Annotated in this window: 23 protein-coding genes, 2 tRNA genes, 2 other RNA genes and 3 pseudogenes; 20 read left to right on the top strand and 10 right to left on the bottom strand. The window is 62.3% G+C overall.

Annotation, left to right across the window (positions count from 1 at the left end):
* Positions 1 to 5 precede the first annotated feature (5 nt).
* Both J5I97_RS17265 and J5I97_RS17260 read left to right on the top strand, forming a co-directional pair.
* Positions 6 to 908 (top strand): NAD-dependent epimerase/dehydratase family protein, encoded by a 903-nt coding sequence (locus J5I97_RS17265; RefSeq protein ID WP_208587829.1) that lies wholly within the window; start codon positions 6 to 8, stop codon positions 906 to 908.
* 270 nt (positions 909 to 1178) lie between these two features.
* Positions 1179 to 1253: non-coding RNA, sX9 sRNA (locus J5I97_RS17260), on the top strand.
* Between the two features lie 23 nt (positions 1254 to 1276).
* Here J5I97_RS17260 and J5I97_RS17255 read toward each other — a convergent pair.
* From J5I97_RS17255 to J5I97_RS17240, 4 genes and pseudogenes are all read right to left on the bottom strand, one after another.
* On the bottom strand, positions 1277 to 1762 hold the full coding sequence (locus J5I97_RS17255; protein ID WP_208587828.1) for a DUF962 domain-containing protein: 486 nt from the start codon (positions 1760 to 1762) through the stop codon (positions 1277 to 1279).
* A gap of 100 nt (positions 1763 to 1862) precedes the next feature.
* Positions 1863 to 2373, bottom strand: a pseudogene (locus J5I97_RS17250) (M4 family metallopeptidase); the annotation flags it as partial.
* Positions 2315 to 2467: a hypothetical protein gene (locus tag J5I97_RS17245; RefSeq protein WP_208591844.1), complete on the bottom strand. Its 153-nt coding sequence runs from the start codon at positions 2465 to 2467 to the stop codon at positions 2315 to 2317. The gene J5I97_RS17245 and the pseudogene J5I97_RS17250, both read right to left, overlap by 59 nt.
* Positions 2468 to 2706: 239 nt before the next feature.
* Positions 2707 to 3633 carry a phosphoribosylaminoimidazolesuccinocarboxamide synthase gene (locus tag J5I97_RS17240; RefSeq protein ID WP_208587827.1) on the bottom strand — a complete coding sequence of 309 codons (927 nt, stop codon included), beginning with the start codon at positions 3631 to 3633 and terminating at the stop codon, positions 2707 to 2709.
* A 206-nt stretch (positions 3634 to 3839) separates the two neighbouring features.
* Between J5I97_RS17240 and J5I97_RS17235 the strand changes: the two genes are divergently transcribed.
* Complete coding sequence (locus J5I97_RS17235; protein WP_208587826.1) at positions 3840 to 4169, top strand: J domain-containing protein; 330 nt, start codon at positions 3840 to 3842, stop codon at positions 4167 to 4169.
* A gap of 245 nt (positions 4170 to 4414) precedes the next feature.
* Here J5I97_RS17235 and J5I97_RS17230 read toward each other — a convergent pair whose 3' ends face one another.
* Positions 4415 to 5254 carry an outer membrane protein gene (locus tag J5I97_RS17230; protein WP_208587825.1) on the bottom strand — a complete coding sequence of 280 codons (840 nt, stop codon included), beginning with the start codon at positions 5252 to 5254 and terminating at the stop codon, positions 4415 to 4417.
* Positions 5255 to 5376: 122 nt separating this feature from the next.
* Here J5I97_RS17230 and rpe point away from each other — a divergent pair, with 122 nt between their 5' ends.
* The 4 genes from rpe to trpE all read left to right on the top strand — a co-directional run bounded on the left by rpe (position 5377) and on the right by trpE (position 9438).
* Positions 5377 to 6048 (top strand): ribulose-phosphate 3-epimerase, encoded by a 672-nt coding sequence (rpe, locus tag J5I97_RS17225; RefSeq protein WP_208587824.1) that lies wholly within the window; start codon positions 5377 to 5379, stop codon positions 6046 to 6048.
* A complete protein-coding gene (locus tag J5I97_RS17220) occupies positions 6045 to 6536 on the top strand; it encodes a GNAT family N-acetyltransferase (RefSeq protein WP_208587822.1) in 492 nt (163 codons plus the stop codon). The genes rpe and J5I97_RS17220 overlap by 4 nt, the downstream gene beginning before the upstream one ends.
* A gap of 236 nt (positions 6537 to 6772) precedes the next feature.
* Complete coding sequence (gene yegS, locus J5I97_RS17215; RefSeq protein ID WP_208587820.1) at positions 6773 to 7702, top strand: lipid kinase YegS; 930 nt, start codon at positions 6773 to 6775, stop codon at positions 7700 to 7702.
* A gap of 260 nt (positions 7703 to 7962) precedes the next feature.
* Entirely contained in the window at positions 7963 to 9438 is a 1476-nt protein-coding gene (gene trpE, locus J5I97_RS17210) for an anthranilate synthase component I (RefSeq protein WP_208587818.1), read from the top strand.
* Positions 9439 to 9578: 140 nt separating this feature from the next.
* Here the strand turns inward: trpE and J5I97_RS17205 are convergent.
* Positions 9579 to 10013: pseudogene (locus J5I97_RS17205) on the bottom strand (glutamine synthetase); the annotation flags it as partial.
* A gap of 55 nt (positions 10014 to 10068) precedes the next feature.
* Here J5I97_RS17205 and J5I97_RS17200 point away from each other — a divergent pair.
* From J5I97_RS17200 to J5I97_RS17170, 7 genes are all read left to right on the top strand, one after another.
* A protein-coding gene (locus tag J5I97_RS17200; protein ID WP_208587816.1) for an IS5 family transposase occupies positions 10069 to 10874 on the top strand; the annotation gives its coding sequence in 2 pieces (ribosomal slippage) (positions 10069 to 10399 and positions 10399 to 10874; 807 coding nt in all).
* Between the two features lie 388 nt (positions 10875 to 11262).
* Positions 11263 to 11338: non-coding RNA, sX9 sRNA (locus tag J5I97_RS17195), on the top strand.
* A 34-nt stretch (positions 11339 to 11372) separates the two neighbouring features.
* A complete protein-coding gene (locus J5I97_RS17190) occupies positions 11373 to 11954 on the top strand; it encodes an anthranilate synthase component II (protein ID WP_208587814.1) in 582 nt (193 codons plus the stop codon).
* A 180-nt stretch (positions 11955 to 12134) separates the two neighbouring features.
* Positions 12135 to 12767, top strand: coding sequence for a flavin reductase family protein (locus J5I97_RS17185; protein WP_208587813.1), 633 nt, complete (start codon positions 12135 to 12137; stop codon positions 12765 to 12767).
* A 122-nt stretch (positions 12768 to 12889) separates the two neighbouring features.
* Positions 12890 to 13927 (top strand): anthranilate phosphoribosyltransferase, encoded by a 1038-nt coding sequence (trpD, locus tag J5I97_RS17180; RefSeq protein WP_208587803.1) that lies wholly within the window; start codon positions 12890 to 12892, stop codon positions 13925 to 13927.
* A 138-nt stretch (positions 13928 to 14065) separates the two neighbouring features.
* Positions 14066 to 14863: an indole-3-glycerol phosphate synthase TrpC gene (gene trpC, locus J5I97_RS17175; RefSeq protein WP_208587802.1), complete on the top strand. Its 798-nt coding sequence runs from the start codon at positions 14066 to 14068 to the stop codon at positions 14861 to 14863.
* Positions 14856 to 15572 (top strand): haloacid dehalogenase-like hydrolase, encoded by a 717-nt coding sequence (locus J5I97_RS17170; protein WP_208587800.1) that lies wholly within the window; start codon positions 14856 to 14858, stop codon positions 15570 to 15572. The genes trpC and J5I97_RS17170 overlap by 8 nt, the downstream gene beginning before the upstream one ends.
* Positions 15573 to 16039: 467 nt before the next feature.
* Here the strand turns inward: J5I97_RS17170 and crp are convergent, their stop codons facing one another.
* Positions 16040 to 16732 (bottom strand): cAMP-activated global transcriptional regulator CRP, encoded by a 693-nt coding sequence (crp, locus tag J5I97_RS17165; protein ID WP_002808249.1) that lies wholly within the window; start codon positions 16730 to 16732, stop codon positions 16040 to 16042.
* A 141-nt stretch (positions 16733 to 16873) separates the two neighbouring features.
* Here crp and speD point away from each other — a divergent pair, with 141 nt between their 5' ends.
* Both speD and J5I97_RS20165 read left to right on the top strand, forming a co-directional pair.
* Entirely contained in the window at positions 16874 to 17668 is a 795-nt protein-coding gene (speD, locus tag J5I97_RS17160) for an adenosylmethionine decarboxylase (protein WP_005990692.1), read from the top strand.
* Positions 17669 to 17822: 154 nt separating this feature from the next.
* Positions 17823 to 17951, top strand: a pseudogene (locus J5I97_RS20165) (QacE family quaternary ammonium compound efflux SMR transporter); the annotation flags it as partial.
* Positions 17952 to 18086: 135 nt separating this feature from the next.
* Here the strand turns inward: J5I97_RS20165 and coq7 are convergent.
* The gene (coq7, locus tag J5I97_RS17150) at positions 18087 to 18740 is read right to left on the bottom strand and encodes a 2-polyprenyl-3-methyl-6-methoxy-1,4-benzoquinone monooxygenase (protein WP_208587796.1); all 654 of its coding nucleotides are present in this window, start codon (positions 18738 to 18740) and stop codon (positions 18087 to 18089) included.
* A 180-nt stretch (positions 18741 to 18920) separates the two neighbouring features.
* Here coq7 and rplM point away from each other — a divergent pair, with 180 nt between their 5' ends.
* Both rplM and rpsI read left to right on the top strand, forming a co-directional pair.
* A complete protein-coding gene (rplM, locus tag J5I97_RS17145) occupies positions 18921 to 19349 on the top strand; it encodes a 50S ribosomal protein L13 (RefSeq protein WP_002808239.1) in 429 nt (142 codons plus the stop codon).
* Positions 19350 to 19352: 3 nt separating this feature from the next.
* Positions 19353 to 19745 carry a 30S ribosomal protein S9 gene (gene rpsI / locus J5I97_RS17140; RefSeq protein ID WP_016902423.1) on the top strand — a complete coding sequence of 131 codons (393 nt, stop codon included), beginning with the start codon at positions 19353 to 19355 and terminating at the stop codon, positions 19743 to 19745.
* Positions 19746 to 20180: 435 nt separating this feature from the next.
* Here rpsI and J5I97_RS17135 read toward each other — a convergent pair.
* Both J5I97_RS17135 and J5I97_RS17130 read right to left on the bottom strand, forming a co-directional pair.
* Positions 20181 to 20254: transfer RNA gene (locus J5I97_RS17135), tRNA-Gln, on the bottom strand.
* 52 nt (positions 20255 to 20306) lie between these two features.
* Positions 20307 to 20383: transfer RNA gene (locus J5I97_RS17130), tRNA-Met, on the bottom strand.
* Between the two features lie 118 nt (positions 20384 to 20501).
* Between J5I97_RS17130 and J5I97_RS17125 the strand changes: the two genes are divergently transcribed.
* Positions 20502 to 21122, top strand: a complete 621-nt coding sequence (locus tag J5I97_RS17125) for an RNA pyrophosphohydrolase (RefSeq protein WP_208587794.1) — start codon at positions 20502 to 20504, stop codon at positions 21120 to 21122.
* Between the two features lie 80 nt (positions 21123 to 21202).
* Positions 21203 to 21412 (top strand): (2Fe-2S)-binding protein, encoded by a 210-nt coding sequence (locus J5I97_RS17120; RefSeq protein WP_208587792.1) that lies wholly within the window; start codon positions 21203 to 21205, stop codon positions 21410 to 21412.
* Positions 21413 to 21716: the final 304 nt, after the last annotated feature.

The raw sequence follows: 21716 nt of genomic DNA, 5'->3' as shown, positions 1-21716 counted from the left end.
GCCACGTGACCGCCGCCAATCCCCCTGCGTCCACCGCTGCATCTGCGCCACGCGCCCTGGTTTTCGGCGGCAGCGGGCAGATCGGCGAGCGTCTGCTGATGCGTCTGCTGAGCCGCGGTTGGCAAGTGACGGCATGGTCGCGTCAACCGCGTGCCGCGCGCTCCGGGCTGATCTGGCGACAGGGCGATCTAGCCGTGCCGACGGCAGCCGGTGCAGCCTTCGAGGTGATCTTCAGCTGCGGCCCGCTGGATCATTTCGCACGTTGGTATGCGGAAAACCCGGTGCTGGCGCCGCGCATCGTGGCGTTCGGCTCGACCAGCGTGGAGGTCAAGCAACATTCGATCGACGCGGCCGAGCGCGATCTGGCTCAGCGCCTTGCCACCGCCGAACAAGCCCTGTTTTCCGTGGCCCAGGCGCGCGGCGCGACCGCAACCGTGCTGCGCCCGACGCTGGTTTACGGCGCCGGACGCGACCTTACGCTCACCCGCATCGCCGGGCTGGCGCAGCGCACCGGCGCCTTCGTGCTGCCGGCCAACGCCACCGGCCTGCGTCAGCCGGTGCATGTGGACGATCTGGCCAGTGCCGCATTGGCAGTGGTCACCCAGCCGGCCACCCAGCAGCGCAGTTATGCGGTGGGCGGTGGTGAGGTGTTGGCTTACACCCAAATGGTGCAGCGCGTGCTCGAAGCGCTGCCACGGCCTGCGCGGCTGTATCGGGTGCAGCCGCGCCTGTTTGGATTTGCGCTCACCGTTGTGCAACGCCTGGGGTGGCTGCCTGGCATGAATGCCGCCGCGCTGCAGCGCATGCGCGATGACTTGGTGTTCGATCTGGGACCGGCACGCCGCGATTTCGGCTATGCACCGCGTGCGTTTCGGCCATTGCCGGAAGAGCTCGGTATTGGTGAGTGACGCCTGCTTGGACGTCTACCTGCTTTGAAGACCTGCGTAGTGCGCCGCCCCAACTTCGACTGATCGCACCGGCCGAGCGCATGCGTTCATCCGCGGCCGGTAACCCTAGCAAGCAGTGATTGGTAGATGCAGGTGATGGGCAGGGATCGCACTGGTCGAGCAGTCCCTGCCGCCAGGCAGCACGATCGCGCAATTGGCGCTCGCACTTGGAGTGGCTATCAAAACGACTGGGCTCGCCGCCAGGCGGCGCGGCCGCCGCTCGGAATCGGCATGTACCACTTTACACTGCGGTTGCTCCGCGCCATCCGCACCCATCTGGCGACTGCTCGCTAGGTTTTGTTAGCCACTCTTCGGCCTGTCAGTGGATCCTAATATCGCCAGCGCAGCTGACGATACAACTTGGCCAATAACCAGATCGGCCCGATCAGCAGATACGTTAGATCGGTCAAAAAGCTCGGCTTGCGGCCTTCGATCGTGTGACCGACGAACTGCGCAATCCATGCCAGTACGAAGACCGTCAGCGCCGCAGCGAACAGTCCGGTCAGCCCGATCCTGCCTTCGATCAGTCGGCACAGGCAGCCGAAGAAAAAGAAGATCCCCAGCATTCCCAGCCCGAGCCGGCGCGACAGCCGGTTGTAATACGACCATGCCGCGAACATCGACAGCGCCGCCCAGATGCCACTGGTGAACAAAGTGCCGCCGACCGGAATGCACCACAGCAACGCTACGACCGACCACAAAACCGCCGGCACCGCCAGCACATGAATCTGCTGATTGGTCGTGTTTTGATGATCGTCGGAATAACTGGCGAAATAGCGGTCGATCGGTCGCGCGGTCGTGCTGCGTTCGGTCATGTTCTCTCCCAGGAATGACCCAAGCATACGCGCGCCGATGGTGCTGTGGCAGCCACGCCCCTCGCCACGCGTCGATCACGTGGCGAGGGGCGCGGGCACATCAGTTCACCGACACCGCGCTCCGTGCGGCCGCAACCGCGCGGTACTGCCTGGAGGCGCTGCCATACAGATTCGGTGGCCGCACACAACGTTGCCCGGCGTGCTGCCGCGTCATTGGTCCAGGAAGTCATATCGACCGTCAATGCGTGGTGCCAGATGCGGCTGGCCGCGGCGCGTCCGGTCGCCGTCAACGCGGTATTGCCGTTGTAGACCGAATCGGCCTGCGTCACGTTCCAACTCGTGCCCGAACCGAAGCCGCTCGGCACCACTGCGCCTTCGGCCAATAGATAATAGAAGTGATTGGCCACGCCCGAGCTGTAGTGCACGTTGAGCGAGTCCAGGGCGCTGCTGTAGCAGTCCGGCGAATCGCCATCCAGGCTGGGCTTGAACATGTAGCGCAATGCCAGTGTGCCGTTGCCGTTGCCGGGCGCGATTTTCTCGCCAATCAGCTAATCACCAGGCTGCGCGCTGTTGTTGGCGTAGTACGCCACCATCGTGCCCAGGATGTCGGAAATCGGTACCATCGGCATCGATAATGCTGTCGCGCGCGATGAAGGCATCGGCGGGCGCGCGATTTGCCAACACCGCAGCGGTGCCAGCAGCCAACCTCGCACAGCCCACTACAATCCATGAGTAAGAATTACAGTGGTGATGCGTTCAGTGCGCCCCGACACGTTGCGTTGTGGAGCGCATCGCAGTGATCGTTCCATGGCGCAGCATCATCTCGTTGCTATCGATGCCGTATGCATAATGCTGCGCAGCAGGCGGTCTGTGTATTAGGTGCGTGGCATCTGCACACGCACCATGGTCTTCAGCCTGCACAATCAGTGCGCAGGCTCCAACCATCAACCAACCGAAATATTTGCCAGCCGTTGCAGTGCCTCAGCATATTTCGCCCGCGTGCGTTCGATCACCTCGGCCGGCAAGCTCGGGCCAGGTGCGGTTTTTCCCCAGTCCAGGGTTTCCAGATAATCGCGGACGAACTGCTTGTCGTAGCTCGGCGGGCTGGTGCCCAGTTCGTACTGGTCGGCTGGCCAGTAACGTGAGGAGTCCGGGGTCAGCATCTCGTCCATGATGTAGAGGCGGCCATCGGCGTCGGTGCCGAATTCGAACTTGGTATCGGCCAGCAGAATGCCGCATTCGGCCGCGTAATCGGCGGCAAAACGGTAGATACGCAACGTGGCATCGCGCACGCGCTCGGCCAGTTCGGCTCCGACGGTCTTGACCATCGCATCGAAGTCGATGTTCTCATCATGGTCGCCGACGGCGGCCTTGGTCGAGGGGGTAAAGATCGGCTCGGGAAGTTTCTGGGCCTGACGCAGGCCGTCGGGCAATTCGATGCCGCTGATCTTGCCGGTGCGCTGATAATCCTTCCAGCCGCTGCCGATCAGATACCCACGTGCGATCGCCTCCACCGGCACCGGCTTGAGCTTGCGGGTGACCACCGCGCGTTTGGCGTACAACGCCGGGTCCACGCCCTCGGGCAGCACCTGATCCACCGTGATGTCGACCAAGTGGTTGGGCATCAGGTGTTCGGTCTTGTGGAACCAGAAGTTGGACACTTGGCAGAGCATCTCGCCCTTGCCGGGAATCGGGTCCGGCAGCACCACGTCGAACGCAGACAGACGGTCGGTCGCCACCATCAACAGATAGTCGCCGGCAGGCGCATTGGCGGGCAGGCGCTCGCGGGGAATGTCGAAGACATCGCGGACCTTGCCACGGTGACGCAACGGCAGGCCGGGCAGATCGGATTGCAACAGCGTGGTCGACACAGGCACTCCTAAGGACGTCGCAATGACGCTGTCCCCGGGACCCGGCGGGCCCGCGGGTGGGCAGCGGGCCGCGTAGTGTACGGCGCTTCGGCGCGTTCCGCTGGATTGACTGGAGTCAGCCGGGCAGTCGCTGTGCACGCCCTGGCGGTCAAGACGGGCGTGCGTTCGGGTAAGATCGCCAACCAGCCTCCCCGCCCCGATTGCCTATGTCCTGGTACGGAAAACTGCTCGGTGCACTCGCTGGTGCCTTACTGTTCCGCGGGGCACCGGTAGTGGGGCTGATGATCGGCCTGGCGATTGGGCACGCGGTGGACGCCGGCTGGTTCAAGCGTCGTGCGGAAAACCCGTATGAACCGCTGGGGCTGGAGCCGGACGCCACCACCGCCGAGATCGATTTGGCCTATCGCCGGTTGATGTCGCGCTACCACCCCGACAAGGTGATCAATGCCGACCCGGAAGCACGCCGGCAGGCCGAGAAAAAAGCCAGCCAGATCAACGCCGCCTACGACCGCATCCAGCGATTGCGCAAACGCTAATTGAAGGATGCGTATCTGGTATCTGCAGCAGGCAGTGCGGCAACCTGCTGCTGGATCGAAGCTGGCATCGATGCACTTAGAGCGGCTAACAAAACGTAGCGAGAGTCGTCAGGTGGGTGCGGACGGCGCGCAGTACATGCCGATTCCGAGCACCGGCCGCGCCCGCCTGACGGTGAGCGCAGTCGTTTTGTTAGCCGCTCTAAAACGCCTGACCGGTTTAGGGGTCGACACGCAGACACCAAAACTCAGAAACGGTACGTCGCCGTCAGCCGCACCGCATTCGACGAAAAGTCGGTATCGCTTCGACGCAGATCGGTGCCGGCCGGATTGACGCGCAGGAACGGGTTGGTCGCTGGCGCAGTGCCCGGTCCAACGCGCACGCGGGTGTCTTCATCCTGCAGACGGGTGAACAGGTATTCCACGCCTACCGAGACGTTGTCGCTCAAGCGGCGCTGCAGGCCCAGACCGGCCTGATAGCCGTCGGCGCTGTCGCCACCACTGCTGGTAAAGCTGTTGGCGGCGTTGCTGCTGGAGAAGCTGTGGTCGAACTCGCCACGTGCCACGCCGGCGGTGAAATAGGCGAGGTAATCGCCTTGTTCGCCGAACGCATGGCCGATGCGGCCGCGCAGTGCGGCGGTGCGGTTGAGCTGGCGGGTGAAGGTGTAGAACGCCGGGGTGGTGCTGAAGGCGCTGACGCTATCGCGTAGATCGTTGCGAGTGTATTCGGCCACCACGCCGTAGACCCAGTTGCCGGCTTGCCAGTCGTAACCCAGCCGTGCACCGTATTCGACACCGCCCTTGTCCTTGCTGCAGCCGCTGGCCGGTGTGCGTCCGGCGGCGGCGCCGCCGCAGAACCCGGGCGAGAACGCATCTGCACCGGTGGCGGTAATGACCTGGTCGCCTTCGCGACCGTCCAGATTGGTGTCGAAGCCTAAGCGGCCGCCGGAGACGCCGCTGAGATCGGCGCCGCCGACATTGGCGCCGATCGAGAAACCGGACCAGTCGGCCGGGCCGGATTGCGCCCAGGCCGCCGGAGTGAGGGCCAACAGGACGAACGCGGCAGAGGCGAGCGTGGTGGTCTTCATGCGGTGTCCTTTCAAAAGGCGCGGTGCGCCGGTCAAGTGCATACGCCGGTTCGACCGTTGCGGATGCACCGGCTTTGCCCGCCTGCGACAATGCGGCTTCCGTTCTTTGACGAGCTGCCCATATGCAACCGACGGCGATCGCCCCGTCCATCCTGTCCGCCGATTTTGCCCGTCTGGGCGAAGAGGTGAACAACGTTCTGCAGGCCGGCGCCGACTGGGTGCACTTCGACGTGATGGACAACCACTACGTGCCCAACCTCACCATCGGTCCGATGGTGTGCCAGGCGTTGCGCAAGCACGGCATCGCCGCGCCGATCGACGTGCACCTGATGGTTGAGCCGGTGGACCGCATCGTGCCGGATTTCGCCGACGCCGGCGCCACCACCATCAGCTTCCATCCCGAAGCCAGCCGCCACGTGCACCGCACCATCCAGCTGATCAAGTCGCATGGCTGTCAGGCCGGGTTGGTGCTCAACCCGGCCACGCCGGTGGATATCCTGGAGTGGGTGCTGCCAGAGCTGGATCTGGTGCTGGTGATGTCGGTCAACCCCGGCTTCGGCGGGCAAGCCTTCATTCCCTCGGCGCTGGACAAGCTGCGTGCCATCCGCACGAAGATCGACGCGCTGGGCAAGCCGATCCGGCTGGAGATCGATGGCGGAGTCAAGGCCGACAATATTGGCGCAATTGCTGCAGCCGGTGCCGATACCTTTGTCGCCGGCTCGGCGATTTTCAACGCGCCCGACTATGCCGACGTGATCGCGCAGATGCGCGCAGCGGTGGATGCAGTGCGATGAGCCCCACCGCGCTGCAGATCCGCGCTGCCACACCCGACGACGCGTCGCTGCCGCACGAGTTGATCACCGCGCTGGCGGTGTACGAGCGCCAGCCCGATGCGGTCAAGGCCAGCCCGGAGGATCTGCGCGCCAGTTTGTTCGGCGACGGCGCCACCGCGCACGCGCTGATCTGCGAGCACGACGGGCAGGCATTGGGATTTGCGGTGTATTTCTTCAACTACTCGACCTGGCTCGGCCGCAACGGGTTGTATCTGGAAGACCTGTTTGTGCGTCCGCAGGCGCGCGGGCGGGGCGCCGGCCTGGCGTTGTTGCACCATCTGGCGCAGTTGGCCGTGCAGCGTGGCTGCGGCCGCTTCGAATGGTCGGTGCTGGACTGGAATCAACCCGCCATCGACTTCTATCAGGCCGCCGGTGCGCGCCCGATGAATGGCTGGACCATGTACCGGATCGACGGCGAGCGGCTGGTGGCGTTTGCGGCTGGCGCTTGAGCGCAAGTGCACCACACAACAATGCGCCACGCAAAAAGAAGGCCGCCCCAACAGGAGCGGCCTTCGAGAAAATTGGAGGCTGATCCTGCCTCCGCCCGTCGTCCCTGCTATGGCCTTCCATCCTCCGTGTGATCGATGACATGCCAATGACAGCCTGGTGGCGCTGCCCATTCACGATCCACGCATCGGCGCGCTGCTAGCCTGCGCCCATCACCCTTACAGCATCGGCAGCGCGCATGGCCCCGCTCCACTGGCGTCTGATTCTTAACGGCAAGTCCACCGACAATCCGGACCTGCGTGAGGCGGTGAGAACGCTGCGCAAGCGCGGCATCCAGCTGGACGTGCGGGTCACCTGGGAAGACGGCGACGCCGAGCGCTATGTCGGCGAAGCGGTTGCCGATGGTGTGCACACGGTGGTCGCCGCCGGTGGCGACGGCACTCTGAGCGAAGTGGCTGCCGCGCTCGCGCATCACGATGCCGACGCTGCCACGCTGCCGTCGCTGGGTCTGGTGCCGCTGGGCACCGCCAACGACTTCGCCACTGCCGCCACTCTGCCGATCGAGCCGTTAAATGCGCTGAATCTGATCGCCGAGCGTGCCGCCCAACCGATCGATCTGCTGCGCATCGATGCCGAGCACGGCCCGCACTGGTGCGCCAACGTCGCCAGCGGCGGCTTCGGCACCCAGGTCACCGTCGAAACCGACGAAGGCTTGAAAAAGATGCTCGGCGGCCTGGCTTACCTGATCACCGGCATGTCGCGGCTGGGCCGAATCGACCCGATCAGCGCCCGCTTCAGCGGCCCGGATTTCAGCTGGGAAGGCGAGTTCATCGCATTGGGCCTGGGCAACGGGCGTCAGGCCGGCGGCGGTCAGGCACTGTGCCCGGAAGCGCTGATCGACGATGGCCTGCTCGACGTCACCATCGTGCCCGCGCTCAACGGCGAAGTCGCCGCCACGCTTGGCGCGCTGGTCACCGGCGGCAAACAGGCCGCACTGGAACGTGTGGCCGTGCGCGCGCGCTTGCCGTGGCTGGAAATCAGCTCTCATCAGCCGCTGACCTTGAACCTGGACGGCGAACCGGAGACCTCGCTGCATTTCCGCATCGAATGCGCACCGGCGCGGTTGCGGATGCATTTGCCTGTCGATTGCCCGTTGCTTGGAGTTTGAGAATCGGGAGTTGGAAGGGCGGCGCGCGCGCGATTTCGGTCGGTGCAACCGGCCATGCCGGGCAGCACCATTGCCGCTTACAGCTTCGCAATTCGAACGGCTCCGCCAGCTGCCTGCTGCCCTGCGCCAGCAGTTGCGCTACAGTAGCTCCGTGTCCCGCCTGACGACTCCACGCTCCTTCTCTTCCGCTCGCCGCTGGTGGCGATGGTGCCCCGTTGCCGTCGTCCGCCCCGCCACAGAGTCCCGGAAGGAAAGCCGTCTTGATCACTGCAGAGCAGTTCCAGCGCCAGGCCGCTGAAGGTCACACCCGTATCCCCGTTGTCCGCGAAGTGCTGTCCGATCTGGACACGCCGCTATCGGTCTATCTGAAGCTCGCCGACGGCGCCTACACCTATCTGTTCGAATCGGTCGAAGGCGGCGAACGCTTCGGGCGCTATTCCATCATCGGCCTGCCGGCGCGGCGCGTATACAGCTTCCGTGGCCACACGCTGGACATCAGCGAGCACGGCGAAGTGCTGGAAAGCCGCGAGGTCGCCGACCCGCTGGCCGAGGTCGACGCCCTGCGCGCCGAGCACTCGGTGCCGCAGCTCGACGGCTTGCCCGGCTTCACCGGCGGCCTGGTCGGCTGGTTCGGCTTCGAGTGCATCCAGTACATCGAACCGCGGCTGGGCAGCGGCGATAAACCCGACGAACTCGGCACCCCCGACATCCTGCTGATGCTCTCCGAAGAGCTGGCGGTGTTCGACAATCTCAAGGGGCGTTTGTACCTGATTGTGCATGCCGACCCACGCCAACCGCAGGCCTACTTGCGCGCCAATCGGCGTCTGGACGAGCTGGCGCATCGCCTGCGTCAGGGTGGCGCAGGTTATCCGCAGGCGCAGATTTCCGACGCGATCGACGAAGCGGATTTCCACTCCTCATTCACCCGCGAGGAATATCACGCGGTGGTGCGCAAGGCGCAGGAATACGTGCGCGCTGGCGACATCTTCCAGGTGGTGCCGTCGCAGCGGTTACGCGTACCTTTCCGTGCGCGCCCGGTGGACGTATATCGCGCCTTGCGGGCGCTCAATCCATCGCCGTACATGTATTTTCTCGATGTCGGTGGCACGCAGGTCGTCGGCTCATCGCCGGAAATTCTGGCGCGTTTGCGCGATGGCGTGGTGACCGTGCGGCCGATTGCCGGCACCCGTCCGCGTGGTGCCACGGCCGAGCAGGACAAGGCGCTGGAAGCCGAGCTGCTGGCCGATCCGAAGGAGCGCGCCGAGCACGTGATGCTGATCGATCTGGGTCGCAACGATGTCGGCCGCGTCGCCGAACCTGGCACAGTGACAGTCGGCGAGCAGTTCGTGATCGAACGCTATAGCCATGTCATGCATATCGTCAGCGAAGTCACCGGCACGCTCAAAGCGGGCATGAATTACAGCGATGTGCTGCGTGCCACCTTCCCGGCCGGCACCGTCAGCGGCGCGCCGAAGATCCGCGCGCTGGAGATCATCCGCGAGCTGGAGCCAGTCAAGCGCAACGTGTATTCGGGCGCGGTCGGCTACATCGGTTGGCACGGCGATGCCGATACGGCGATTGCCATCCGCACCGCGGTCATCCAGGACGGCTATCTCTACGTGCAAGCCGGCGGCGGCGTGGTCTACGACTCCGACCCCGACCTGGAATGGCAGGAGACGATGAACAAGGGTCGCGCGCTGTTCCGCGCGGTTGCCCAGGCGGCTAAAGGTCTGTGATGGACGGGCAGGGCAGCGTAGCGCGCTGTTGGCCAAAAGGGCGTTATGCTGGGCGCGCGCAGTTAGCAGGCATCTGCGCACCCCAGCTGGAAAACGTCGCTGGATCGTACGCATTTCCACATCTCCCAGCAAACCGCGACTCAACCTCTTTCGAATCCTCTAAGCAATTCCCAATCCGTAACGCGCCTATCGTATTCGGCTTGTTCCCATTGCGCGGCGTGTATGTAGTGGTCGACGACCTCATCGCCTAGCACCTCGTGCAGCCATTTCGATTGCGAACTGATGTCGATGGCAGCTCTCAGCGTTTTCGGAATCTCCGGTAATCCCTCACCGTGATAAGCGTCGCCCGCGAATGGTTCTTGCAACGACAGTTGCTCGTCGATGCCTGCCAGACCTGCCGCAATCAGCCCCGCGAAGGCTAGGTAAGGATTCATATCCGCACCGCCTATACGGCATTCCACGCGGACAGCGTCAGAGCCTTGACCACAAACGCGAAAGCCAGTCGTCCGATTTTCATGCCCCCAAGCGACCTTGGTCGGCGCGAATGTACCGATCTGGAATCTCTTGTAGGAGTTAGAGCAGCTAACAAAACCCCTTGAATGTTGTCTCGCTGTTGGCAAAAATTAGGGCATGACACGTCGCAAAGAGATCCCCATTGCGCTGTGGAAGCGTATCGAGCCACTGATTCCACAAGTGAAGTGTTCCCCCAAAGGTGGAAGGCCACGTATCAGTGATAAACAAGCCCTCAACGGCATCGTCTATGTCTTGCGGACGGGCATTCCATGGGAAGACCTGCCGATGGAACTCGGCTATGGCAGCGGCATGACCTGCTGGCGCCGGTTGCGTGATTGGCAGGCCGCAGGTGTGTGGCATCGTCTGCATCAGGTGTTGCTGACCGAGCGACGTCGCACCGATCGGCTGGATCTGAGCCGGGCAAGTCTGGACGCCGCCAGTGGGGCCTCCCCCCGGTGGGCGCCTACACCGGGCCAAACCCGACCGATCGCGGCAAACTCGGCAGCAAACGGCATCTGATCGTCGATCGCAACGGCGTCCCGTTGGCGGTATGCGTCACCGGCGCCAATCGGCACGACTCGGTGGTTTTTGAGGAGTCGATTGACGCCCTGGCTCCAATCTCCGGAAGACCAGGGCGCCCGCGACGCTGGCCAGACACACTGCATGCCGACAGGGCCTACGACATCCAACGGCGTCGCACCGTTCTCAAGCAGCGCGGCATCCTTGCACGGATCGCACGCAAGGGCACCGAACGTAACGACAGGTTGGGACGTCATCGCTGGGTCGTGGAGCGCACACATGCCTGGTTCGCTGGCATGGGCAAACTGCGCATTCGCTTCGAACGCCGCATCGATACCCACATGGCGTTGCTATCGCTTGCTTGCTCGATCATCTGCTTACGGCTTCTTCCTGAGTTTTGTTAGCCGCTCTTAGCTCCCGGAATGGAGGCTCGTCCTAATCAAGAAAGTTGTCTTGCCTCCTGTAGATATCTCAGCTTTGATGCCCGCTAGGTGTGCGAATGTCTTGACGCTTCCTTCACGTCTGAGCTGAGAGCACTAGCTCCCATGCGGGGTGCGATCTTATGCGCTTGAGCGCGCTGTGACACACTATTGGTCTCACTCTCAACCGTTAGTGCTGCCAGATCCCGACCGAGGGTGGTGGTGGCCACGATCGCTTACCTCCTTGGCCTCTTCTTCGACTTTACATGCGTAGATCGGTACGTATCTCCCGGTGGTGCAGTGAAAAAATTAGAGTGGCTAACAAAACTACTGCGTAGCCGTCAGGCGGGCGCGACCGGTGCTCGGAATCGGCGTGTACCACTTGTACACTAAGGGTCCTCCGCGCCGTCCGCACACACCTGGCGACTGCTCGCTACGTTTTGTTAGCCACTTTTATCAAATAAGATCAATTAGGTTAAGGCGATGAATGTCTTGATGCTCGACAACTACGACAGCTTCACCTATAACCTCGTGCAGTACCTGCAGGCGCTGGGCGCCGAGGTCACGGTGGTGCGCAACGATGCGATGAGCGTCGATCAGATCGCTGTGCTCAAGCCGCAGCGTATCGTGATCTCTCCCGGCCCGTGCACGCCAAACGAGGCCGGCATCTCGCTGCAGCTGATCGAACAACTGGGCCAGACCACGCCGATCCTGGGCGTTTGTCTCGGGCATCAAAGTATCGGTCAGGTCTATGGCGGTGATGTGATCCGCGCCGACAACATCATGCATGGCAAGACATCGCCGATCCGCCACCAAGGCAAGGGCGTGTTTGCCGGGCTGCCAGACAGCTACGAGGCCACCCGCTACCACTCGCTGGTGGTGGACAAAACCACCTTGCCGGACGTGCTGGAAGTCACCGCCTGGACCGAGAATCCGGATGGCTCGATCGAAGAGATCATGGGCCTGCGGCATCGCCAGTTTCCGGTCGAAGGAGTGCAGTTCCATCCCGAATCGATCCTGACCCAGCACGGGCATGCCTTGTTGAAGAACTTTCTGCAGCGCTGAGCGAAATGGGCAGCGCGCACGCCGTCGATGTCGATGCAGTCTTCATCAGTGTCGATGCATTTTTCAGCGGCGTCGGTGCATCGGCTGCGCAGCAGTGCGATGCCTGCGATCACTTGCGCTGCAAGGCGCAGAGCAGATGATTTCCCCTGCGCTTCTTCCTACGCCTGCAACCGGATCACGATGAGCACCGCCAGCGACAGCGTCCACTTCTACGAGCCCGCCCACGGCCACGGGCTGCCGCACGATCCGTTCAATGCCATCGTTGGTCCACGACCGATCGGCTGGATCGGCTCGCGCAGCGCCGATGGCATTGCCAATCTGGCGCCTTACAGCTTCTTCAATGCCTTCAATTACGTGCCGCCGATCGTGGGCTTTGCCAGCATCGGTCGCAAGGACAGCCTGCGCAATATCGAAGCCACCGGCGAGTTCACCTGGAATCTGTCCACGCGCCCCCTGGCCGAGGCGATGAATGCCAGTGCGGCGATGGTGCCGGCGGAGGTGGACGAGTTCGTATTGGCAGGCTTGCAGATGGCGCCGTCGCGCCTGATCGGCGCCCCGCGCGTTGCGGCAAGCCCGGTCAGTTTCGAGTGCCGGCTCAGCCAGCTGTTGCCGTTGCAGACTGCAAGCAGGCAGGCCATCGAAACCTGGCTGGTATTGGGCGAAGTGGTCGGCGTACATCTCTCGCGCGCGGCGCTGCACGACGGCATCTACGATCCGGCAGCGGTGCAGACGATCCTGCGCGCCGGTGGTCCGGCGGATTATTTCGAAGTGCAGCCGCAGGCGCGTTTTCGCATGAAGCGTCCAGATCGATGATCGCCGCAGGCACGGCCGTTTCGCCTCGGCGCTACGGCTGGTACCTGCAGTCGCCCACTCTGATCGAGCTGGTCGCAAGGCGGCTCGGCATATCTTTCCCACGTATCGCCACGGTTTGCCCCATGCCCATCACTCCGCAAGAAGCGCTGCAGCGCGTCATCGAACAACGCGAAATCTTCCATGACGAAATGGTCGAGTTGATGCGGCAGATCATGCGCGGCGAGGTGTCCGACATGATGGTCGCCGCCATCCTCACCGGGCTGCGGCTCAAGAAGGAAACCATCGGTGAAATTGCCGGTGCGGCCACGGTGATGCGCGAGTTCTCGCGCCGCGTGAACGTCACTGACCGTCAGCACATGGTCGACATCGTCGGCACCGGCGGCGATGGCTCGCACACCTTCAACATCTCGACCTGCGCGATGTTCGTGGCCGCGGCCGGCGGTGCCAAGGTCGCCAAGCACGGCAACCGCAGCGTTTCGTCCAAATCCGGCAGCGCCGACGCGCTGGAAGCGTTGGGCGCGGTGATCGAACTGCAGCCTGAGCAAGTCGCCGCCTCGCTGGCGCAGACCGGAATCGGCTTCATGTACGCGCCGGTGCATCACCCGGCCATGAAAGTCGTAGCGCCGGTGCGTCGCGAAATGGGCGTGCGCACCATCTTCAACATCCTCGGTCCACTGACCAACCCGGCTGGCTCGCCGAACATTTTGATGGGCGTGTTCCATCCGGATCTGGTCGGCATCCAGGCGCGCGTGCTGCGGCAACTGGGCGCCGAGCGCGCGCTGGTGGTGTGGGGCCGCGATGGCATGGACGAACTCTCACTCGGTGCCGGCACCCTGGTCGGCGAACTGCGCGATGGCAAGGTCCATGAATATGAAGTGCATCCAGAAGATTTCGGCATCGCCATGTCGGCCAGCCGCAACCTCAAGGTGGCCGATGCCGCGCAATCGCGCACGATGCTGCTACAGGTGCTGGACAACGTGCCCGGCCCGGCGCTGGACATCGTGGCACTCAACGCCGGTGCGGCTTTGTACGTGGCCGGTGTAGCCGACAGCATTGCCGACGGCATCGCGCGCGCGCGCGCAGTGCTTACCGATGGCTCGGCACGCGCCAAAGTGGACGCCTATGTCGCTTTGACCCGCCAGGTTGCCATGCAGTCCTGACCCATGTCGAGCGCCGCAGCGCAGTGGCAATCGCGGGTCGGCATCCGCGGCCTCGCTGGCATGCTATGCACTGGCGTGTAGCCGCGGTCCGTTGCGGCCGTCTTGACCGATAATGCCCGCCCGCCAGGACCCGATACGATGAGCGACATCCTCAACACCATTCTTGCCCGCAAGGCCGATGAAGTCGCCGAGCGCAACGCGCGCGCGCCGTTGGCCTCGCTGATCGCGCGTAGCGCTGATCTGCCGCCGACGCGCGGGTTTGCGGCCGCCATTCAGGCGAGCATTGCAGCCGGCGACCCGGCTGTGATCGCCGAAGTCAAGAAGGCCAGCCCGTCCAAAGGCGTGATCCGGCCCAACTTCCACCCGGCTGATATCGCAGTCAGCTACGAATTTGGCGGTGCGACCTGCCTGTCGGTGCTCACCGATGTGGATTTCTTCCAGGGGGCCGATGACTATCTGCGCCAGGCGCGCGAAGCCTGCACGCTGCCGGTGCTGCGCAAGGATTTCACCGTCGACCCTTACCAGGTCTACGAAGCGCGCGTGCTTGGGGCCGACTGCATCTTGCTGATCGTCTCTGCGCTGGAAGACGCGCAGCTGGCCGATCTTTCCGGCCTGGCCATGCAACTCGGTCTGGACGTGCTGGTGGAAGTGCACGACATCGACGAGCTCGAGCGTGCCGTGCAGGTACCGGCGCCGCTGATCGGCATCAACAACCGCAATCTGCGCACCTTCGAAGTCTCGCTGCAGACCACCTTGGATATGCGCGCCGCGGTGCCGCGCGACCGCATTCTGGTCACTGAAAGCGGCATCGTCACGCCGGACGATGTGCATTTGATGCGCGGCCACGGTGTGAACGCGTTTCTGGTTGGCGAGACCTTCATGCGCGCGCCCGAGCCAGGCGAGTCGCTGCGTCAGCTATTCTTTGCGCATGACTGAGTCGTATCCCACGCCGCGCGAAGACGCACCGCTGGTGGTCTTCGACTTCGACCACACCCTTTATGACGGCGATTCGGGCAGCCATCTGTTCGCCTGGCTGATCAAGCGCAACCCGTTGCGCTTGCTGGTCGCGTTGTTGGCCTCGCCGATCCTCGGCCCGATGGTGGCAATACTGCCGACCCGTCGCCGCGGCGTGTCCGGATATGTGTGGATCGCTACCTTCGGCCTGCACCGTGCGCGCGAGTTCAATCGCTTCATCGATGCATACGTGCTCAAGCATGAGGCGCAGATCCGTCAGCGCCTGTTACCGCATGCCCTGAAGGTGTTCACCGAACATCGTGCTGCTGGCGACCGCGTGGTGGTCGCTACCGGCGCACCGCCGGAGCTGGCCCGCGCGATTCTTGGATTTGTCGCGCATCAGGATGTACCGGTCATCGGCAGTTCGGTCGGCCCACGCTTGGGTGCGGTCACTGCGCGGCGTCACTGCCACAGCGAAGAAAAGATGCGGATGCTGCGCGAGCGCGGTTACGCCGATATCGCCATCGCCTATTCGGACAGCACTGCAGATTTGCCGCTGTTGAAAGCCGCGCGTGCGCCGGTAGTGGTCAATCCCAAAGCCAATCGCGAAGACCTGTTCCGCCAGGTGCTGCCCGCAGGCACGCCGATCCTCAACTGGGGTTGTCGCGACCGCGGCGGCAAGGCGCTTTAACGCGCTCAAGCTTGCGAGGGTTGGAAGCGAACACTGGCAGCGATCGCGCTCCGGCTTGCGAAGGGCGGGCGCGGCAAGCGTCAGCTAGAGAACGGACCACCGCGTGCGGTGAGGCCCGACCAACGGTCTCGATCACGCTTGGGTCTTTCGATAAGCGTGGCAACGCAAGCCAGCTCAAGCATACGCAGGCAGAGCTCGCAATCAAACATGCTTAAGCAACAACCACAACGCAGTGCCATCAGCAGGCGCTTATTCGCCTGAGATCGGTCAATGTCGATCCGTCTTCAACCCTGCAATCGCTACGGAACTGGATCAGGTCGCCCGCTCTTCAGGATTGCGGCCCGCTTCGTCGGGAGAAGCGGTGGTGAGATGATGGCGAAAAGGTCGTCACACCACCACCGCATGCCGTCGCCGCACGCGGACCACTCGGCGGTCAGTGCGAATCCACACCGACCGCCGAGTGCCACTCAGCGCGTGCCGTACAGCACGACGGTCTTCCCGCGTGCATGCAGCAAGCCATCGACTTGCAGCTTCTTGAGCACCCGCCCGGCCATTTCACGCGAGCAACCGACCAGGCGTGCCAGTTCCTGGCGCGATACGCGCAATTGAGTGCCCTGCGGATGGCTCATCGCCTCAGGCTCCTTGGACAGATCGTGCAACGTGCGCACGATGCGGTCGGTCACGTCCAGGAACGCCAAGCGGCTGGCCTTTCTTGTGGTGTCGAGCAGCCGTTTTGAAAGCTGAACGCCGATCGCGTACAGGATCCGCGGTGCATCCGGCGACAGGCTGGTCTGGAACAGCTGCTGCAGCCGCTCGTAGCTGATCTCGGCCAATTCGCACTGGGTGCGGGTGCGCAAGATCACCTCCCGAGTATCGGATTCGATGAACAACCCCATCTCTCCGACAAACTCGCCGCTGCCGAAGTAGCCCAGCACCAATTCACGATCGTCATCTTCCTCGGCAATGATGCTTACCGAGCCGCTGATCACGTAGTAGAGGGTGCCGGCAGGGTCTCCTGGCCGGAACACATCGGTCCGGGTCGGATAGCGCCTGCGGTGGCTGTGCGCCAGAAAACGCTCGATGGTGCCCGCGTCTAGCGCCAGTGAAGGGGTAGCGTTACGTACCGTCGTAGTGACAACCGTCGTGTTTCCTGGGCTCATGGTAGTTCCGCGTATAATTTCCGAAGCTTAACGGCATGAGTCGTGCAAGGTAAACCATTCTTAACATCGGCATTTCGTTGCTGGGATCTTTGGCTCATAATTGACTTCTTTATCCTCCGCTTTTCATAAGGACAGACTGACGTGGTCAAGCCGTTGCCTCGCCTGAGGCTACAGGGGTTCAACAACCTCACCAAGGCGTTGAGCTTCAACATCTACGATGTCTGTTATGCGCGTACCGAAGAGGAGCGTCAGCGCTACATCGAATATATCGATGAGCAGTACGATGCCGACCGTCTGACCCAGATCCTGACCGATGTGGCCGAGATCATTGGCGCCAATATCCTCAATATCGCACGTCAGGACTACGATCCGCAGGGAGCGTCGGTCACGATCCTGATCTCGGAAGAGCCAGTTATCGACAAGAAGCAGGCTGGCAAAGAGTTGATCTCCGATGCTGTGGTTGCTCATATGGACAAGAGTCATATCACTGTACACACATATCCCGAAACGCATCCACAGGAAGGTATCGCCACCTTCCGTGCCGACATCGACGTCGCTACCTGCGGGGTGATCTCGCCGTTGAAGGCGCTTAACTACCTGATCGAGAGTCTTGAGTCGGACATCGTGATCATGGATTACCGGGTTCGCGGCTTTACCCGCGATGTGAAGGGCAAGAAGCACTACATCGACCACAAGATCAACTCGATCCAGCACTTCCTCGCCAAGAACGTGAAGTCGCGCTACGAGATGTTCGACGTCAACGTCTATCAGGAAAATATCTTCCACACGAAGATGCACCTGAAGGATTTCGATCTGGATCAGTACCTGTTCGAAGAGCGCGCCAAGAATCTGTCTTTCAAGGAGCGCATGAAGATCGAAACGCTACTCAAGCGCGAAATCGAAGAGTTGTTCCACGGGCGCAATCTGAGCGAATGAGCGCAGGTAATTGGCTGTTGCGCACCTGCTTGCAGGTGCGGTAGAGACACAAGGCGAGACGGGGTGCCACGCGATGAGCTCGTGTTCCACAGCCGGGGGCAGCTCAGTGCGCGACCACTGGGTCGCTTTTTTTTATCCGTTTTTCTGTGATGAGTCCGGTATCGGCGCGTTGGGTGTGACCATCGCCGGCATCGCGCTGTTCGGCGATAGCGACTCGTGGTCGCGCTTGGCATGCGTTGGTTTGATCGTTGCAGACGTGATCGCGTTGAAGCTGGTGTCGTAGTCAGCTCCAGCTTCGCGGTGCTGGCCACCCAAGGCTTGCTGTGCAAACCGTTTGACTCCAACGCGTCAGCTACCCATCCTCGCCGCGCTTTCGGCGCCCGCCCTCAACTGATCTGCGTGGTGCCTTGCCTATTGTCTACAAGCGGTAGGCGATGGTCTTCATTAGTTTGGAGGCTAGGGCCATGGCGCTGGGGATCGGGGGCGGGAGGATGCGGGCGCCTGCTTGTTCGGCTTGGTCGGCATGGCGTGCTTCGTCGATTTTCATCACGCGCAAAATCGCGCGGCTGCGTTGGTCGATTTCCGGCAAGGTTTCCAGGTGTTCGTCCAGATGGGCCTCCACTTGGCGCTCGGTTTCGACCACAAAGCCCAGGCTCCAGTCGTCGCCACGTAATCCTGCCAATGCGCCAAGTGCGTAGCTGCCGGCGTACCAGAGTGGGTTGAACAGGCTGGGGCGGCTATCCAGTTCGTGCAGGCGGTCGGCGCACCAGGCCAAGTGGTCGGTTTCTTCCTGCGCAGCTTCCAGCAGATGGTGCTGGGTGTGGGCGTCGCGGGCCACCGCGGCCTGGCCGAAATACAGGCCTTGCGCGCACACCTCGCCAACATGATTGATGCGCATCAATCCGGCCGCATTCTGGCGTTGGTCCGGTTTCAGCACCACATCGGGTGTGTTCGCAGCCGGATTGGGGCGCTCGGCGGGCAGGTTGCCGAAGACGGTATCCAGCGCACGCTGGACTTCGATCAGCAGCCGGTCGAGCCGGCTATGCAGTCGGGAAGGAGTCGTTTGGGCCATGCGTCGATTCTGGCCCCCCGCCGACCCGTTGCCAACCGCCCATCTCGCGTCGGTCGCAACTTGCGCAGCGGCCGAGTGTCCCGTATGATTGTCGATCTTGTGTTTCGACATCACAACGCGTGGCAAAGTTCCAGTGGTCGTTAGCCGCTGCAATCCGCCCGACCACTCAAGAGTTTTATCATGACTACGTTCACCGCAAAGTCCGAGACCGTCCAGCGCGACTGGTATCTCGTTGACGCCGCCGGCAAGACGCTCGGCCGTCTATCCACCGAACTGGCTCGCCGTCTGCGCGGCAAGCACAAACCGGTCTATACCACCCACGTCGATACTGGCGATTACCTTGTGGTGATCAATGCCGAGAAAATCGTGGTCACGGGCAACAAGCTGAAAGACAAAAAGTATCACCGTTTCACCGGCTACATCGGTAACTTGAAGACCGAGAGCCTGGAGCAGGCGCTGCAGCGCCACCCGGAGCGCGTGATCGAAATCGCTGTCAAGGGCATGCTGCCGAAGGGTCCTCTGGGCCGCACCATGTACCGTAAGCTCAAGGTCTATTCGGGTGCCGAGCATCCGCACGCCGCCCAGCAGCCGCAAGTTCTGGATATCTAAATCATGGCTATCACGCAAAACTACGGCACTGGTCGCCGTAAGTCCTCCACCGCTCGCGTGTTCCTGCGCAAAGGCACTGGCAACATCACCGTCAACGACCGTCCGCTGGACGAGTTCTTTGGCCGTGAGACTGCGCGTATGATTGTGCGCCAGCCGCTGGAGCTCACCAAGAACACCGAGAGCTTCGACATCCTGGTCACCGCTTCGGGCGGCGGCACTACCGGTCAGGCCGGTGCGATCCGTCTTGGCATTGCCCGTGCGTTGGTCGAATACGACGAAACCCTGAAGTCCGAGTTGCGCAAGGCTGGCTTCATGACCCGTGACGCTCGCGAAGTCGAGCGTAAGAAGGTCGGTCTGCATAAGGCCCGTCGCGCTACCCAGTTCTCCAAGCGCTGATCTATCGCGCTCGCTGCGTCCCGGTTCGCCGGCGCGCTTGCTTCAAAAGCCCGGCCATGCTGGGCTTTTGTCGTTTTGGGGTTTGCAAATCCGCAGCCTGCGACGCGTTGCTTCGCGAGGGGCGATTTTCTTTCGCCGGGTCTAGCTTACAGGTGGCCGATAGCCGTCTTGTGCGGATCGCGTACGGGCGGCGACAGCTGCGTGCGCAAGTGATGTCATGGGCGATGGCGGGTTATTGGGTCACAGTACCTCGTGCATTCAGGACGCATCGTTGGCGCGTCGTTTATGCTGATAGGGCAGGCAGGTGCCTTTAGCGATTTTCGCGTGGTCTCGGGGCAGGGATATTTTGCGTCCCCCCGGATGGCCGAGTGGATTCAGGGCAAGAATGGTTGGGCAACAAAAAAGGTCCGATCTTTCGATCGAACCTTTTGTGTTTGGCTGCCCCGGATGGATTCGAACCACCGATGCCTGAGTCAGAGTCAGGTGCCTTACCGCTTGGCTACGGGGCAATAAAATGTGTCGATCCCAGATTATTGCATGCCTGCGAAGGCATGAATACCTTGGTGGCTATGGGTGGACTCGAACCACCGACCCCAGCATTATGAGTGCTGTGCTCTAACCGGCTGAGCTACATAGCCTAGGTAGCCGGTAATTCTTACAATGCGTAACGGCGTTGTCAAGTATGTCGTTTGCAGCTTGTGAGCCGGGCGTCGCCGTGGCAGAGTCGGTGACAGTAGATTTTCAGGAGTCCGCATCGTGATCGATCCGGACGGTTTCCGGCCAAACGTGGGCATCGTGCTGATGCGGCAGGACGGTCAGGTGTTCTGGGCACGACGTGTGCGTAGAGACGGCTGGCAGTTCCCGCAAGGTGGCATGAATACCGATGAGACGCCCGTCGAAGCCATGTACCGCGAGCTGCGCGAAGAAACCGGGTTGTTGCCCGAGCATGTCGAATTGCTCGGTGCCACGCCTGGCTGGCTACGCTATCGCCTACCCAGCCGGGCTGTCCGTCGGAACGAGCGACAGGTCTGCATTGGTCAGAAACAGGTCTGGTTCCTACTACGGTTCACTGGCGAGGAATCCCACCTCAAGCTCGACCATACCGACACGCCTGAGTTTGACCACTGGCGCTGGGTAGATTTCTGGTATCCGGTTGAACATGTGGTGATGTTCAAGCGCGGTGTGTATGCACGAGCGTTGCGCCATCTGGCGCCGCTTGCGCAGAATCTGGCCGGACCACCTGGGGCGGTCGGTGCGATGCCTGAGCGTGCGCTGGAAGCATGGTTGCCGGGCAGCAGCGCTGCGGGACACGACAGCCCGCGCAAGCGCCCATTCAAGCGCAGCGGGGTGCGGCCGGTCCGGATTAATAATGATTAACCTTTGGAATTGACACCTATTCTCGTTTGCGGTGCAATTAGTCCCGGTCCTCTCCGGATCGCCAACACCACACCGATACCGTGTACGTCTGCATCTGTAATGGGGTCACCGACCACCAGATCCGCGAAGCGGCTGAGAACGGTTGCGCCAGTTTGGCCGAGCTGACCATGCGCACCGGGTGCGGATCCAATTGTGGCTCGTGCCTTGAAATGGCTGGCGACTTGTTGAGCCAGGTACATGCAACGCGTGCGCTACCGCTGCCCCTGTTGGGTTTGGCCAGCGCTGCGTGAAGGTTGCTTTGTGCATTTTGCTGATTCGTTTTGTTGGTCGGTGCGCAGATTTGTTGGTCGGTGCGCAGATGCCGACTTCGTCGCGTCGATGAAGCACGCGTTGCGACGCACGAGGTTCTGAAACCTTTTGGTTGCAGCCTGTCGCGCTGCTGGTCGGCAACGGATTGTAGCGTTGGCTCCACTAGATCGATGATCGCTCTCTTGGTCTTGCTTGCGCCTGGCTGCCGGCCGGGTAGCTACTGCGGCTGGCTGTGGCGCTGTTTGTGGAGGAACGGATTGCAGCTGTAGCTTCATCTGACCTACA

The sequence above is a fragment of the Xanthomonas fragariae genome, from assembly GCF_017603965.1.
In the GTDB taxonomy this organism is placed as follows: Bacteria; Pseudomonadota; Gammaproteobacteria; order Xanthomonadales; family Xanthomonadaceae; genus Xanthomonas; species Xanthomonas fragariae_A.
This window is presented reverse-complemented; position numbering and strand designations above follow the sequence as displayed.